This window comes from Streptomyces subrutilus (genome assembly GCF_008704535.1).
Taxonomy (GTDB): domain Bacteria; phylum Actinomycetota; class Actinomycetes; order Streptomycetales; family Streptomycetaceae; genus Streptomyces; species Streptomyces subrutilus.
The window spans coordinates 1,948,944-1,965,394 of sequence record NZ_CP023701.1 but is presented as its reverse complement, the minus strand read 5'-3'; the positions used below and the strand labels follow the sequence as shown (position 1 = coordinate 1,965,394).

The window sequence follows — 16,451 nt, the reverse complement described above, 5'->3', positions numbered from 1 at the left end:
GTGTCGGGTTCAGGCTTCGGAGACGAACCCGAGGGACAGAGCCCTGTTGCGTGCGTGTAGCGCCTGAACCGCTTGCGGCTCCGGGACCTCCTGACCGAGTTCGAGTCGTCTGCCGACGTACTGTGCCAGCTGCCGCTGCGCGGGCACGAGATTGCGTGTCTCCTTCGCCCACCGCTCGACGGCGTACCACTCGTCCGCCGGGATCGACGCCACCTCGTCGCAGGCGCCCTGGCCACCTCCTGAGCCCCCTGCGAGGGTCTTCTCGTTCAACGAATGTTCGAGGAGCTCGGCCTTCAGGTCTGCGGGCACGGACCATGGCACGCGGGAGACCGTGTCCCAGCACACGACCTTCTTCGCCCACTCGCCCACGTGGTTTCCCTCACGCGGCCTGGTCACCACGCGCATCACCCTGGGACAGAGGTCGTCGATCGCCGCCTTGACCGCGGGGGAGACCTGCTGCTCCCGCCAGATCCTGTCCAGGTCGATGCGCTGGTTCGTCGCGAGCGACAGACGGGCCACGGTGTACGCCGTGATCATGCTCTTGTAGCTCCCGGCCTCGTGGCTCGTCGCGATGCGGTCGACCGCCTTGAAGAGGATGGCCATGGCGATCACACGTTGGCAGTACTGGACGTCGACACGCGGGGGCGCCTCACCGATGCGGTCCATGAACGCGACGAAGTTCTTCTGTGCGCCACGGCTGACCTGGAACGGGAGGTGGTTCCAGGAGTTGCAGTACTTCGCGAGGTCTGACTTCGTGAACTTCCGGTTCGTCGGGTTGAGGTTCTTGAAGGCGCGCTGCCTCGCCGGAGTCCGGGCCTTGGCCACCTCGTCGGTGTACTGGCCGCGCGCCCGCTCGTAGAACCAGTGGACCTCTTGGCCGCTGCCGTCCGTGGCCGGCGCCCACAGGGAGCGGGTGATCCGCTGCACGGCCACGTGGTACTCGTGGTTCGAGCTGAAGTCGACCATCGTCACCCGGTTCTGGGTGTTGGAGTACTCGGAGATCATCGGGACGATCTCCGACAGACGCTCGGGGGAAACTTCCGTCAGCTTCATCTGAACGGACACGTGCGACAGGTCCGCCTTGTCACGGCTTCTCGCGTAGTGCAGTGAGGCTGTCGTCTGACCGCCGTTCACGACCTGCAGCCCGTGCACGCGGCGGACACCGGTCGGTCTGCCTTCGGCGTCGTGAACGAAGTCGACCTGCGAGGCGGTGGCCGTGATGCCGTTGTTGTACGCCAGGAACCTCCCGGGGGAGTTCAGCAGTGTCTCCCGGATACCGCGGTTGACGGACCCACGGGCCTGTAGGAAGGAGCGGACGTTCAGTTCGAGGAGCCTGGTCCCGTGTTCCCCGTACAGCTCGGCGAGCCTCTGGCCGGGAATCACGGTCATGGTCACCGAGTGGTCGGGTTCGCTGCTGGGTGCTGCGACGCATGGCAGTGGCGGGACGAACTCGACGACGATGGGTTCGCTGATGCTGCCGGAGGTCTCGTGACGGTGCAGGCGCGCGAGGTCCCACACCTCGTGGGTCACGGGGAGACCGTCGAAGTCGGTGGGCGGCACCGCGGTGCCGGTGCTGACGCGGTTGCTCAGCAGGAAGAGCCGAACCCGCTGTACCTCGGTGAGGGACTTCTCCACCGCCGCGCACATGTCGTAGACGTCGAAGGACTCGTCGATGTGCTGGCGCAGCCCGTCCCGGCAGCGACGGACGAACGTGAGGAGCCGTCTGAAGTAGGACTCGACCAGGACCTTCGTGAGCTTGGAAGCCAACGGCTCCATGTCGAAGTCCGTGACGAACAGGTCGAGACACTCACCCGTGTCCCCGATGCCGTAGCCGTGGACCAGGTGACCGTGTGAGCCGTGGAAGGCGCTGAACGTGTTGGAGGCGATTCCGCCCTTCTCCAAGTCCTCGAACACGCGTCGCGTGAAGACCTCGGGAGTGGTCGTCCCCTCGGCCTCGGCCGTGGCCTGGACGTCGACGACGACGTCGTGGGCGTACTGGTACAGGTCGAGTTCAGGCATGGGTCCCCCCGATGAGTGCGGTCACCTCGTCGGCCGTGGCACGGTACCGATCCAAGGCCGAGATGCTCAGGCTGTACGTGCAGTCGCCCACTCCCTCGGGCAGGTCGGCTTCGACGAGCCTCGGAAAGGCGTCCCGTACGTGCCAGGAACGCAGGTCTCGGAGGGTGTACCGAGGCTCTTCGTACAGGTCCCGGTGGCTCGGGAGATAGCCGGCCCTCACGAGCCGGCCGTCGAAGTCGGCGCGTACGGCCGTGCTCGTCAGCTGCTCACGTACGCGGTCCACCAGGCGGTTCAGACTCTCGCCGGAACCACCACGACGTTCGTCGAGCATGACCAAGGACAACAGGAGTGAGGGCGTCCCCGTGCCGTCCAGCTGGCGTTCGCTCGCGATACGGATGTTGCGGGGGCGCTTGGCCGTGCTGGCCTTCGTCTCGATGGCCACGGCGGACAGGTGGAAGTCCTGGTTGGCCCCGCTCGGTCCGGCCCAGGAGCCGACGGCTTCGGACGCCCCGACGACTGGCAGGACGCGGTCGCGCAGCAACAGGAGCTCGCCGACGAGCCCGCGACGGGCCTCGGGACCGAGACCATCCTTGCCCACGGAGCGAAGAAGGTCCTGCCAACGCTCGAACCGCTCCACGGCCGCGGTCAGGGCTGCCGCGGCTCCGGGAGCTCCCCTGACGGTGTCGGCGACGTCGGTGACGAGGGGGTTGAACACCTCGCGGTGCTCGTCCGCGGTGAGGACCACCTGCAGCTCGTACTCGAGCCGCGACACGGCACTCAGGTTCATCTCCAGGCCCGCCGCGCTGGGCAGGCGAGTCACGGAGCGCACGATGTGGTCCGCGGAGCGTGCGTCGGTCCTGAGTACGAGCATCCGTCGGTGCGCCGGGTGGGAGACGGACAGGAAGACGTCCAACGGGGCGTCGGGGTACAGGCGGATGCTGGATCGCCCCTGGGCGGTCTGAGGCGCCTCGAGGTCGCGCCACTCGGCCTCCGTGATGGTCACTCTCCGTCCCCCTCGTCGTCCAGGGCGTCGAGGCCCTCCTGCTGCCAGATGCTGTTGACGACGTACTCGGTGTCGGACTGGTGCTTCGAGAGCGGAAAGCTCACCTTGAAGCCAACGAGCGGCGACTGAGGGGAGGCGTTCTCGGAAGCCGGCCGTTCGACGAGGTAGACGAGCAGCAATGCTTGGTCGGGTCGTCGCTGCCATCGGAGATGATCACCTGAAGGGGTCTGGGGCACCTTCTCACGCTTCTTGATGGCCGCCGCCTTCTGCGTCGCCTGGAGGGCCGCCAGAACCTGGTCCTTCTCGAGGTCGAGGTGCTCGTCGGGAGGGCTGAGCAGACGACGGATCGTGTGCCGGCCGTCCCTTTCCGTGTCGTTCAGCGCCGTGCGCTCCACGGGTCCCACCTCGTGACCGGAGACGTTCTGGTAGTCCGTGGACGCCCTCTTCCCTACGAGCACAACCGTCCACTCCGGAAGCTCTCCGACGGCCGTGCACTGTTCGATGTACTTCGCGATGAAGCGGGGGCGGACTCTCTGCGCCATACGGTCCGTCTCGTAACGGCTGAGAAAGTCGACGACGGCGTCGGAGGTCACCTGTGACCACGTCACGTTGGCACCTGTCGTCTCCTGCCGCCCTGTGGAGTGGGCTTCGAGTCTCCGGACGAACTCCTCGAGGACCTTGAGGTTGTGCTCTGGGACCCCGTCGGAGAGCTTGAAGATCACCGTCTCCGGCCCCTCCCCGGAGTAGCTGAGCATGACCTTCGTGCCCTGGCGCATCTTGTTGGCGGCCGTGACGGCGAGCCCGAGTGACGAGGCACGGACCTTCAGTCCGAAGTTCCTCGGGCTGAGGTCCAGCGCCGCCATCTCCTCGACCTCGCGACGCAGTTCGTCGGTCGCAGCGGTCACCTCGATGTACTTCGCCTGCAGGTCGGGCGTGGTGTACAGACGGCAGAGATCCTCGTGCCCCGGTCGGTAACCGAACCAGCGTCCCATCTGGAGCAGGGTGTCGTACGTGGTGGAGGTACGCAGGTAGTAGCTGACGGTCAGCCCCTCCAGAGTGAGGCCCCGGGAGAGCTTCTGGCCCCCGATCGCGATGACCGAGAGACCGGTCCGGCGGTGCTCGTAGTAGTCCAGGGCGTCGCGAGAGGCGCCGTTCACTGTCTTTACCACGATCTTCCGCAGCGCGGGCATCAGCTGGTTCGACACGTCGTCCCAGGTGACGCGCCGGGCCTCGTCCGCAGGGAAGTGGTCTGTCGTGGGTGCGAAGTCGCCCTCCCACAGGGCCCGGAGCCCGGCCGTGCGTTGTGCTGCCTGCCCGTATCGGTCACGGAGAGAGTCCACGAGGAGGCGCAGGTAGTCGTCCACCTGGTCGCGGACGATCCCCTGGACCGCCGTGAAGCGGGTGACGTGCACGAGCATGGAGTTGTGCACCTTCGTCTGTCCCCGTACCCTCCGGGCGGCGCTGGCGACGACGAACGAGTCGATCGCGTCGCGGAGGGACTGCGGAAGGTCGTCGGAGGGGACGAACGAGGACTTGTGCTTGCTCGGGATCCAGCTCTCCGAGTCGGCTACGGGTCGCACGAGGGGCAGAGGAGGAACGTCCTCCTCGTCGTCGTTGTCGGTCCGGAGCCCGAACACGCGTTCCGGACCGAGATAGTTGGTCGGCGAGGGCAACGTGCGGATGAAGCTGTCGGGGAAGAGGTCTGCTCCGAGTTCGACGTGGTTGACGTCGGGGTCGATGTAGATGTTGGCGAAGGGAGTGGCGGTGTACCCGACGTACGCCGACTTCTCGAAGCTCTTCATGAGCTCGCGGATCGCGCCGTTCGTCTTGGTCGGGTCCGCGTCGGGGTCGCGCTCGGTGTTGATGGAGGCGTTGTCCGCCTCGTCGTCGATGACGAACAGGGGAATATCGCGTACGACCTTGTTCCCCGTCTCGTCCTCGGTGCCTTGGACCTCGGTCACCCACGTTCGCAGGTACTCCAGAATCCTCCAGTGCTTCTTGACGACGAGGACCACCGGGAAGCGGCCGAGCGGGAAGTTGACGGCGTTGGCGGCCTGGCGGCCGAAGTCGCCCTTCTCCGAGCTGTTGGTGGGGGACGCGATGTCGAGCTTCTTGACCCCCGGCATCCGTCCGGCCCCCATGAGGCGGGACTTCCCGTTCTGGTTGGACCGCTGCTGGTGCTGTGTATCGAACCCGAGCAGCCCCTCGTCGACACGGAGCTGGGTCTGGCTCCGGAGGTCGTTGTGGATGCCGGCGAGGATCACTACGAACTGGTATCCCGCGTCCACCGCCTTCGCGGCCAGACCGATGTACTGGCCGGTCTTTCCTGACTGCACCTGACCGATGACCAGACCCGTCCGACGCCAGGAGCCGACTCGGCGAGGGTCCTCGAGCTGACTCAGGACCTCGTCTGTGCTCTGGTCCAGCCGACGAACGACCAGCGGGGGGAGGCTGCGTACGTCCTCCAGGTAGCGCCGGTAGCGCTCCCAGAAGTCCCATGCCCGGTCGTTCTTCGCCTCCGGCAGCCACGGTTCGTGTCCGCTGTCGCTGTCCAGGCCGGAAGAGCCTTCCTGGAACACGGCTGTCAGGACCTCGATCTCCTTGGCCAGTTGGTCACGGTCGAGAACCTCGCCTTGGCCGGCGAGCATCCCGAAGATGACGGTCACCGCGTTCTGCACTTCCTCCGGCGACGGCTGACGGTCCTGCGACAGCAGTGCCAGCACCAGACGACGGGCCTTGGCAAGGGACTCCGACGAGTTGTCGGGGGTGGAACTCACGGCAGACCTCCGGCTGAGCGGGAACGGCATGGGGCAGATTACGCGCGGACACTGACAACGGCCTCACCCGTTCCAGAAGCCCTGCATCTGGTCGAAGGGGGGCATGGTCCGCAGGCGTTCGCGGGCGGCCGCAGGGGAACGGCCGTCCGAGACCAACGCCTCGTAGATCCGCTGTGCGACCTCCATGGCCCCTGCGTCGGCGGGACCGGGGCCGCCGAAGGGCTCGGGGTCGTCGCTGGTGTCCGTCTCGTGCATCACACGGAGGGCGGTGACCGGCACGGTCTCCTCGAGCAGGCGGATCAGGGCACGAACGTCGTCCGGGCTCGCACCGCCGGCACGCAGCGCCGCCTTCACGAGGGGATGACCACGGTTGACCCGGCAGGTGACCCGGTCCTCGGACCGACGCACGTTCCACGCGTACAGCAGCGGGTCCCCGTGCGTGCGCGCCGCGATCTGCCCGCGGTACCGCAGCACGTCGGAGGCTCGTCTCCTGGCCTGCAGGGCGATGCGTCGCAGGTGGGAACGAAGTGCGACGGGCGGCACGACGCTGGACTTCCGCACGTCGACCATCCACTCGACGTCGGTCTCGGCGGGGATGTCCACGGCGATCCGGGCCAGGTTGTACTTCTCCTCGCGGCGTAGCCCGCGTTGTCCGAGCCAGTCGCCCGCCAGGATCAGACGGTTCCGGCGGTAGACGTAGAACCCCTGCTGGTCCAGCCATCCACGTGGGCCTCCGGCCTTCTCGTACTCGTCCGGGGTGAGCCTCTGAGCGCTCGGGAGGACGAACGCCTCCACCCGTACGGAACCCGATCCCAGCGGCAGGCGCTCGACGGGAAGTGGCTGTACGGACGGGTGGCGGGCGAGGAAGGGATCCCAGGGCGTGACGGGGGTACCGGACACCCGGAGGTTGAGCCGGCGGCCTCCGGTGAGGAACCGCGCGAAGACCATCCCCAGGTGGGACTCGGTGCGCGCGGACTCCGCGTAGAACTGCTTCTGTGTCCGTTCGTCCTCCACCGTCACCGCGCCGCCGTGGTAGCCGTTCAGGCGCCGCCACAACACGACCGTCCCGTGGTCCGCCGTCCCCCGGATCCGCTCCAGCAGTTCGGTCGTCGCCTCGTCCGCGCCGCGGAGCAGCCGCCACTGACCGGAGGTCTCGACGACGTCGAGGTCCCAGGTGCGCACGTGCCATTCGCCGGACCTCGCGGTGGCGACGCTGAGCTGCCGGGCCTGGGAGAAGGACGCGGACTTGAGACCCACGCCGAAACGCCCGAGATCGGTGGCACTGCGGGTTGCCGCGGGTCCGCGCGCGGCGACGGTCATGGCGGTCACGAGGTCCTCGGCCGTCATCCCGGCACCGTCGTCTGCGACGGCGATCCACGAGTCCTTTCCGGCCCAGGTGAACTCGACGTCGACCGTTGACGCTCCGGCGGAGATGCTGTTGTCCACGAGGTCCGCGATGGCGGCAGGAAGCGAGTACCCGAGAGAACTGAGGGAGGCGACCAGGCCCGCCGGCTCCGGAGCCGCGATGTCATACGTCACGCCGATTTTCCAGCCTACTTCCGAGTTCTGGTGATGGATATGATTATCCACCGGCATCGCTACCTGCAGGGGATGTATCGCCGTCCCGAGAGGACGCACAAGCACCGCGCTCTTAGCGGTTCGGCTGGTTGACCGGACGAGTTCACATGACGCGTCAGACAGTCGATGTCCAGGCTGACTCGCTACCCGAAGCGGGGGCGCCAGGAGCTCGTGCGTATCCCGAGCGCGTCGACGTGTACTCGGTGTCGGCCCACGGAGATCGACCGTTTCCGCACGTCGAAGTGCACCCCTCTGGCCGGGAGATCCGGGCTCCTCAGGGCGGTCACCAAGGAACCGAGGTCGGGCGGCGTCCCCAGCGCCTGCACGTAACGGAGAGAGGTGGCGTGCATGTCCGGAACGGGAAGAGGGCGCGTGGTGAGCTGCTGCGGCGTGCCGACGCACCAGGTCCAGCTGATCGAGTCGAACGAGGGCCAGCTTCTCGGCAGACGAGCACTCGCGGCACCCGATCGGAGCTCGCCTCTGAGACGGTCCAACTGCCGTGCTGCAGAACTGATCCAGCTCTCTACCTTCGTGCCCTCGTGCAGGGACAGGGCTTCGATCGGCCACTTGATCTCGAGACAGAGGCCGAGCCGACGGGCCGGGTCCACGACGAGCACGTCCAGATCGCCGGCAGACGCGCCGTCGGTCCTGGCGGCCGGGACGCGCTCGGCTACCAAGGCGCCCGGAGCGGCGCGCAGCCAGTCAGCCCAAGCTGTCGCACGTGCACCCTGCTCCCTTCCGATGCGGCCGAATCCACCAGGCGCATGAGTAGCTGAGCGAAGCATGATCGCGTCCACGGCCCTCGGCGTCAGGAGGGGCGGACAGATGATCACGACGCCGTCGTGGCTGATCAAGGGGGAGGTCCTACAGGACCTGCCGGGTCGGTAGGTGAGTCTCTCCACCACCAGAGCCTGGTGCGCCTCCGACACGTTCGGGCACATCTCCGCGATGACGGCGCGCAGTTGGGAGGTCGGCATGTGCGCGAGCGTCGCCTCCAGACGGGAGAGCCTGTGCGCAGTGTGCTCACTCAGAGAGGCGATTCCCGTGATCACGGCCAAGACGCTGGTCATGTCACCGGCGGTCATTCCCTCTCCGAGTTGGAAGGAGTCGGGAACCTGGCCCTCGGGTACCGACTGCCGGTACACCTCGATCGTTGCAGCTGCCCGCTGGACGGCGGCCTCGAGGACCTCCAGCGGTGGACCACTACGGGAGCCGACGACTTGGGACGAGATCCACTTTCGCTCCACGTCGGAGAGCGGGGGTACGCCCGTGGGTCGCGCGTCCTGCTCGAGGAGCATGTCGGCTACCTCGGCCGAGGCGTCCCAGCGGTGACGCACGCGAAAGTCGCCTCTCGTCATGTGTACCTCGTAGACGCCGCTCCGGATGCTGGCCTCCAGAGGGTCGAACCGCTGAGCTGCCACTGCAGCGAGGACGATCTCGGCGGCGTCCTCTTCCGAGCACGCACCAGTGCCGACGGGTTGGTCGTGATGCCACGCGACGAGTTGCGCGAGAACGCTTTCCCACGGCACGTCTGTCGTGACTCCCGCGCTGATCTCCATCGCGCGGACTTTGGTCGCGGTCCGGAGCAGATCGTAGATCCGCTCCGGACCGGAGTTCCATCCGTGCAGCGTTCGGGCCCGGTCCCGAGCGTCGGCAAGGATGCCCAGCAGGTCCTGTTCTGGTCTCACGCAGAGCTCCACTCGTGCACTTCGGTGGTCGGGAGCCCTGCGTTGTCGACAGGGCGGGGCGGGGACGGTCCTCGGGCTCAGAGAGTCGGGTCCCAGTACCCGACTCTCGAACCGTCCGGGGAACCGAACAGGTGCCAGCGGGAGAGGTTCCTGTTCCAGGACTGGCAGGCCGTCTCGGGTAGCTGCAGGCAGCCGTGGTCGGCACCCTCGTTCGTGATCATGCAGTTGGGGTCGTACAGGCACGAGTCGTTGTCGACGGCGCGACTCACGACGGCGTCGAGGTTCTGCTCCAAAACGGTCCGCATCGCACCCAGGCTGAAGTCGCTGCCCCCGTTGGGATAGACGGCGAAGGCCAGGTCGTACGGGAACAGGTACTCGGACAGGCTCGTCTCGCTGTACCCGCTGTCGACCGCCAGCGCCCGCAGGATCTGGTGCGACAGGGAGTGCAGCAGACCGAACAGCTCGTGCACCGGCAGGTCGGGGTGTCCCGGAGCAGGTCGTACCTCGTGGGAGAGAGCCTGGCCGTTACTCGGACCGAGCTGATGAACGAGCCACTGGGCGACGCCCCCGGCGTCATCAAGAGTGCGTTGGCTTACGAGATCATTGCGGACCATCCAACGGCTCACCCGGTCCCGGTCCACCGGGAAGAGCAGCGCTTCCGCCTGGGTGGGGTGCGCGTAGAGAAGGGTCTTCTCGGGAGCACTCCGTGAAACGCGACCCCGGTAGGGCACCAGGTCCGCCTCCTCGGGGCTGAAGCCGGTCCGGCTGTAGCCGATCGCGAGGTACGTGATCGGGAGATCACTTACCAGGCAGGTGTCACGGCTGAGACCGGCAGCTGCCAGGACTCCGGGGTAGCGTTCGTAGAGGGCAAGCCGCTCCGGGTTGCGCGCTTCTCGCTGCAGTCGGGGGACCCCGAGGCGTTTCAGGTTCAGAACGCGACGGTAGGTGTGCAGCTCGGTTGCGAGCCCGCGGGCGTCGTCACTCCCCGTGTCGAGCCCGAGGGCCTTACCCACCCGGTCCCGCAGATGGTCCACTTCGACCGGCATGAAGCGTGCCCGCAGAGCACGCGCCTGGTCGTGCAGACCGGCATCCTCCATCACCCGGATGCTCTCGACGACCTCGTCGGGGACATCGACCGTGTGTCCGTCCGTGAGCCGACGGAACTCGTCCTCGGTGATCTCCCCGAGCCACCAGCCGAGTACGGCCGCGGTGTACAGGGGATTGCTCTGCCGGGTCGCCTCCTCCGTCGTGGTCACGTTCACGAGGGTGAGCCCGTGGCCGACGTGCGCGGTTCCCGCGGAGTGAAGGAGGGGGTTCATGAACTTGTCCGGGTAGCTGCACGAGGAGTTGCTGCAACTCCACTGCACGCCCAGCGGGAAGCCACAGGTCATGCACTCCCACCGGAAGTCCAGGAACCGGCTGGCGCGGTCGTCGAGCCTGAACCGGGTGTGCCCCCTGGGACACTTGCTCGGAGGGTACATGGGTGACGTCTCCCCGCACTTGTGCGCGAAGACGAACTGGAGCTGCCGGTTGCCGACGACGCCGCCGCAGGCCGGGCAGGCCGGCGGCCAGTCGTCGGTTCCGGGCCGTGGGTCGCTGGCCGTCCAGACGTGCCCGCATCCTGCCCTGGAGCAGCGCACCACCCGGGGCCAGATGCGGCAGAAGACCTTGCCCGGGACCACGACCTCGTAGTGGCGATCGGCGAGTCTGTCCTGGTCCCCGGGGAACTCAGGGGCCCGGTCGGATCCGGCGACGAACGCACGTCCGGCGGCCCGCCATCTGCGAACGAACCGCATCGCCTCCTGAACGAGGTGGTCACGATCCAGGGAGGGGCCGTCGAACTCCTCGTCACGCCCGAGCTGAATCACCTGCGCGGTGTAGCCGGCGCGGTGGTCGAAGGTCTGGCCGGGCCGGAACCGGAAGAGGACCTGGCCACGGTCGCGCGACATCTCGTCGTTCCTGGGGTTGAACGCCATCACGACCTCCGGCTGTCGGACACGACGTGGAACGGGATGCCCTCGGAGACGTCGCGGAGACTCGTCATCGGGCGGTGCTCGAGTCCCAGGTAGTCGCCCGTCGCGCGGTACCCCCGGTTGTTCCCGCCAGCGAGGGCGGCAGAGGCGCCTGCAGAACGGAGGCTGGCGATCGCGTCCTTCACCATCTGCTCCAAGTCGCCCCGGAGTTCTTGTCCTTCCGGCCGATGGGACTGGAAGACCGCATGGAGCGCCTCGAGCAGCTCGGTGAGCTGGACGCCCTCCAGGCCGCCACGGGAGGGATCGCGGAGAGCGGCCTGCATCTTGGAGAGGTCGTGCAGATGCCCCGGGGCGTTGCCCGCCTGCCACCAGTCGCGGTTGGCGATCTGGAGCAGGTGACCCATGAGAATTCCGGGAAGGGTCCTGCGCACCGCGAACCGGCTCCAGCGATTGATCGCCACAGGTTCGACCATGCGGTCCAGGTACTCGTGGAACTTGCCGTGGTACCGGTAGTGCGAGCGGTCCCGCTCTCGTACCGGGTTGAAGAGCATGAACACGAGTCCGTGGTGTGCGCGGCCGACTCGTGAGGACGCCTGGATGTACTCCGCCATCGACCTGGGCATGCCGTTGAACAGCATGAAGTTCAGTCGGTCCACGTCGACCCCGTGGCTCACCATGCTCGTGGCCACGACCATGCCTGTCTCGCCGTTGGTGCTGCTCAGGTCGTCCAAGACGCCACGCACCTCGTCCAGGCGCGTCTCGCTCTTCAGCTCGGCCACGCGGAGGTCCGGATAACCCTCCCGGCGCAGCGCTTCGTTGACCTGCGTGTCCAGCGAGCGGCGGATACGGCCGAAGTCGACGAGCGTGGTGGCGTACGTGAGGCTCGTGCGGTACAGGTCGACGACCGCACGAAGCTCCTCCTCCGGCCATGCCTCGAAGGCCGGCGGCAGCTCACGGCGCTGCTCGAGCTTCCACAGGGCTCGGTGTGCGGAGGTCAGGATCCTGACCAGCGTCATCTCCGCAGTTCCCCGGGTCGGCATGACCCCGACGAAACGACGGAGGGGGAGCCCTCGGTCCAGACGCCAGTAGAAGCTCTCGTCGAGGTTCGGTCCCGGGAGAGGCACGACGACGGACCTGAGGCCGAAGAGATGCTCGCTCTGGCGGTCCTCGCCCCGGATGGTGGCGGTCGTCGCCACCACCTTCATGCGGACTGCTCGTCCGTCGGCCCGGTGCCTCGACGTCAGGGTGCGCTGCACTTCTGCCAGGAGCCCCTCGTAGTGCCCCGAGAAGGCCCCGAGCTCCTCGTTGACCATGTGCAGTTCGTCGATGATCTCCAGGGAGGGGGAGGGGTCGTAGAGAGGTGCCTTCAGTGGCCCGGGAGCCGTCTTCGGATGACCGGGCGCGTGGCGCTCGTGGCACTTCCCGCCCCGACCGAACCCGTGCGGCGTGCACCAGCAGTCGACGTCCCCCAGGAGCGCGCCGAACTTGTCCGACAGCCCGACGTTGGCCAGCTTGTCCAAGGTGCCGACCACGACCGTGGGCAGGTAGCGGTAGATCTCGGTGTCCACCACGACGATGGGCAGGACCTTCCCGCACTGCTCGTTGCCGCAGACGTGCTTGAGCCTGAGCTCCTGGGGATCGGGGGGCGGGATGTGTACCGACCGTTCACCGCAGTAGGGGCAGTCGTGTACGAGTCGGTACGCATGCCGCTCTGCCTCGCTCGACCGAAGGCGGTCGAGCGTGCGATCGGAGGTGAGCGAGTTGGGGGTGTTGCCTCCGCCGGCGTAGAAACCGATGAAGAAGGGCCACCCGGGATTGCCGCCGACCTCCTTGATGCGGTCGGCGTTGCGGCCTCGGACGATGTCAGCGGCAGCAATGACGTCGAGTTGCCGCTGTGTCTGCTGGAGGGTGAGGAGCCGGAGTGGGAAGCGGCACCAGGCCGAGACCCCGACCTCCTTTCCTCTGGTCCGGTCGTAGAACATGCACACGAGGACCAAGCCGAGATAGGCCTCCGTCTTGCCGCCCCCGGTCGGGTACCAGACGACGGTCGCCGCTTCGGTGGGATCCACGTCCTGGTCGTCACCCCAGAGTCCCGGCGTGAAGAGCTCCTGGGGGTGCTCCCGCCAGGCCAGGGCGCCGAGCTGGCTCACGATGGCCACGAGCTGGAAGAGGCGCCACCCCCGGTTCGGCCGCTTTGACCGCGTGTTGAGCTCCGTCATGGACTCGTTCGCGAGCTGGAACGCGGTCAGCAGACGGTCATCCCGCCGCAGCCACGCGATGCCGTCGCGGAAGCGGGCGACCTCCAACGCGGCGGCCTGGCGGTCGGACTCCTTCCGGCGGGCCAGTTCCGGCCTGTCCTGGAGGTCCTCCGTGCTCCACGCGGGGGCGTCGAGATACGCCTCCATCTCGTCGGCGAGCTCCTCCAGAACCGGCAGCGGGTCCGCAGCGAGCGCCGAGTAGCCCCAGCGTTCGTCAGCACGGGCCACCGCGCGATGGGTGTCGTGCTGCGGCACGGGCACGCTGCGGACGGAGACGAGCCGGCCGTCGTGCCACCGCGGCTCGACACCGCAGTTGTTCGCGTATGCTCCCAGGTCCCCCGAGTAGCGGTAGGCGTCGGCACCGAGATCCATCACGATGGGCAGGAGACGGTCACCGTCGATCTCCAGCCCCGCGCGGAACAGGGCGTTGTCCCTCGCCTCGTCGCGGCGGCTGCGGCCCGCGTTCCTGCCCTTTCCCTGGACGGTCACGACCGGGTCCGCGGCGAGGTTCTGCAGGGTCGCGGTCACCCGGAGCCGTCCCGGGGCCACCGGCCTCGACGTGATGACGACGTGTGCTGCGGGGGCCGGCATCACAGGATCCCCGGCCACCTCCCGGGCCAGCCACTGCTCGAATGACCTGTCGTCCTCCATCGCTGCGGGAGGCACCAGACGCTCCCGCCGGTCGTTGCCCACGCGACGGTCGATACGCGGATCACGGAGCGCCAGCTCGACGGCCCCCGCGAAGGCGTGCCGGAACTCACCCTCCAGAGTCTGACGGAGGCCGGCCTGACCGAGGACGATCTCCACGGGGCCGACCGCCACGTCAAGCCGCCTGAACAACGGCGCCAGCCGGTACGGCTCCTCGCGGTCGCCGGCCCACTCCAGCTGCTCCGCTCGGGTCGGCAGGGCCGCGTAGTAGAAGGACGCCTTCGCCCTGACCATGACGGAGCTGGCGTTCTCGGCCTCGAACTCGAACCCGAGGCTGTCCGGAGTCATCCGACCGTACCTGGGGGCGGCGCCACCCGGCTCGACGGCGTGGGGGCCGAGGCTCTCCATGAAGTAGCGCGCGCTGGGAGGTTCGCCGAGGCAGACGTCGCCCTGTGCCTCGCCTGTCGCGTCGGTGACCACCGCGCTCACGAGGTGCTCGACGAGAGCCGTTTGCTGGGTAACGCTCGGCTTGAACGGCGGTGTGGTCACGGCGTCCCTCCTCCAGCCTCGGCGTAGGTCGCCGACAGGGAGGAGGCGCTGCAGGAGGGCCTGAGCAGCAGACTGGCGCCGTCGCTCACGAACGAGCGACGGGGGAGCCGAGGCGGCTCCGAGGTACGTGCCGGCGGCGACGAGCATGCACAACCGGCCCGCAGGACAGGGGTGTCCACGGGAATCTCCAGGGTCCGCGAGTCAGAAGCCGCCATGGCACGACGCCGTGGCCGGACATCCTCTGCTTCTCCGAACCTGATCAGGATGAGCTCGGAGCGAAGCAAGTTACAAGCCGATAAACCAAGTTGATCGAATCTGTTCGGAACGGACCGAACTCTTGGCTGAATCGGTCGACTGCCGAAGGGGTGCAGGTTGACGCCCCGTCTCCTCAGGGCGAACGGCTGAACACCATTACCCGGTGATCCCAGGACGGTGCAGCAAGCTCCTGGCTGACTGACAGGCCGAGCGCCGTCAGGCAGCGGTTGCGAACGATGCTGACTGGCAGAACGCAATCGAGAGGCGGACGAAGACTGCGGGCAAGTCCTTCGGCCCACGTCGGAAGCACGTTACGGCTGCCGTCGTACGTGCCCGCGGATGCCAAGGGCCGACGGCGTCTTCGCATCAACGGGCGGAGGGCCGAGAACGATCAAGTCGACCTGCGTGACTTCGGCGTAGCCGAACGCCGAGACGCGACTCGGCGATCTCAACTACGCTCATACAAAAGCATGTGGGGGGCAACGTGACCATCGACGTAGTCGACGCCGTAGGGCTCGTCCGTAGAAACCGGAAGATGCGCAAGGCATTTGCAAGAGGCTACGCAGGAGCTCGATCAGCAAGCCGCTGAGGACTGCATTGCCCTGAACGAGGCTCGGCAGATGCTCTGCGAAGTGGCCGTTCTTCCCTCCCGTGATGTTTACGGGCGTCTGAAGAACGTGGATCACTTCGCTCTGGCGACGATCGAGATGTCCACTGTGAGCCGTGAGGGGGGTGTCGAGCCAAGGCGAACGGGGGGTATCGCCGTGTTGCCGGCCGCTCGCATGGCGGGTCGTGTGGTTCTGTTCGTCGCGCTCCCGTCTCGCTGTCGGTCACGCTGCCAAGTCGGGGTCCTATCGAGCGGTGCAGGAATTCGGCTCCGCATCCACGGGCAGGGCGATCAAGACGCTTCGTGGGGCCGCAGCCCGGAACGCGGCGGAAGCATGGTTTGGCCGCGGGGCTGTCGCGGTCGGCGGTGGCGGGCGAGCAGCCGGCAGGAAGGTGCTGGGCAAGATCGAATTCAAGTCAGCCAAGATCACCTACCAAGTCGCTGCGACGTGGCGGATCCAAACGTTCGGGGACGGCCAGCAGGATGAGGCGCGAGGACTGGAACGGCGCGAAGCCGCCGTCAAGCAGAGACGGGACGAGGCGCTCGCGCTGCACGAGCACTCCGAGGAGGTGCAACGCGTCATCCAGGATCTGCGGTCCGAGCTGACGGCCCGGCTGCCGTCGTTCGTCGCTCTGGTCGAAGCGTGTGACGACTTCACCCGCTACGACTCCCGTCAGCGCGCGGAAGTGGCGACGATGGTCGATCTCGACGGACTCGCGGTGAGGGTCATGACATGTCCGCTCGCCGACCCAGTGGGACGCCCGACCGAGGAATCCAAGCTGGTCGTCGCCGACGTCGAGGCGCGACTCCGTGCGATGCGACCGCACGCGTGCGCTCCGCAGCTGGAGTCCTGATCTGCTTGGACGGCGTTGTGCGCTGGCGACCGAGAGGTGACTCGGGCCGCATCCGACCGGGTCTCAGGACATGGCACAGCCCAGGGACTTTTCAGGGACTTTCACGTCTGTCCCAGGGGGTTTCCAGGGACTTTCCGCTGTGCAAGCAGGGAAGGCCCTGACAGCGCGGAAAGGTACGAACGCGCTGGTCAGGGCCTACATGCCTAACACTCGATGATGTTCACCGCGAGGCCGCCGCTGGC

8 protein-coding genes are annotated in these 16,451 nt (G+C 67.4%); 1 reads left to right on the top strand and 7 read right to left on the bottom strand.

Annotated features, from left to right (window positions below):
- Positions 1-9 precede the first annotated feature (9 nt).
- The 7 genes from CP968_RS08355 to CP968_RS08325 form a co-directional block, all read right to left on the bottom strand.
- Entirely contained in the window at positions 10-2,019 is a 2,010-nt protein-coding gene (locus tag CP968_RS08355) for an AIPR family protein (protein WP_150517391.1), read from the bottom strand.
- Positions 2,012-3,022, bottom strand: coding sequence for a PD-(D/E)XK motif protein (locus CP968_RS08350; protein WP_150517390.1), 1,011 nt, complete (start codon positions 3,020-3,022; stop codon positions 2,012-2,014). The genes CP968_RS08355 and CP968_RS08350 overlap by 8 nt, the downstream gene beginning before the upstream one ends.
- Entirely contained in the window at positions 3,019-5,799 is a 2,781-nt protein-coding gene (locus CP968_RS08345; protein ID WP_150517389.1) for a Z1 domain-containing protein, read from the bottom strand. Before CP968_RS08345 ends, CP968_RS08350 begins: the two co-directional genes overlap by 4 nt.
- 63 nt (positions 5,800-5,862) lie before the next feature.
- Positions 5,863-7,338, bottom strand: a complete 1,476-nt coding sequence (locus tag CP968_RS08340; RefSeq protein WP_097891610.1) for an ATP-binding protein — start codon at positions 7,336-7,338, stop codon at positions 5,863-5,865.
- 182 nt (positions 7,339-7,520) lie between these two features.
- A complete protein-coding gene (locus tag CP968_RS08335; RefSeq protein WP_150517388.1) occupies positions 7,521-9,065 on the bottom strand; it encodes a hypothetical protein in 1,545 nt (514 codons plus the stop codon).
- Positions 9,066-9,142: 77 nt separating this feature from the next.
- Positions 9,143-11,014, bottom strand: a complete 1,872-nt coding sequence (locus tag CP968_RS08330) for a hypothetical protein (RefSeq protein ID WP_150517387.1) — start codon at positions 11,012-11,014, stop codon at positions 9,143-9,145.
- Positions 11,015-11,040: 26 nt separating this feature from the next.
- Positions 11,041-14,493, bottom strand: coding sequence for a helicase-related protein (locus tag CP968_RS08325; RefSeq protein WP_150517386.1), 3,453 nt, complete (start codon positions 14,491-14,493; stop codon positions 11,041-11,043).
- A gap of 1,116 nt (positions 14,494-15,609) precedes the next feature.
- Between CP968_RS08325 and CP968_RS34740 the strand changes: the two genes are divergently transcribed.
- Positions 15,610-16,209 (top strand): hypothetical protein, encoded by a 600-nt coding sequence (locus CP968_RS34740; RefSeq protein ID WP_229886175.1) that lies wholly within the window; start codon positions 15,610-15,612, stop codon positions 16,207-16,209.
- Positions 16,210-16,451 lie beyond the last annotated feature (242 nt).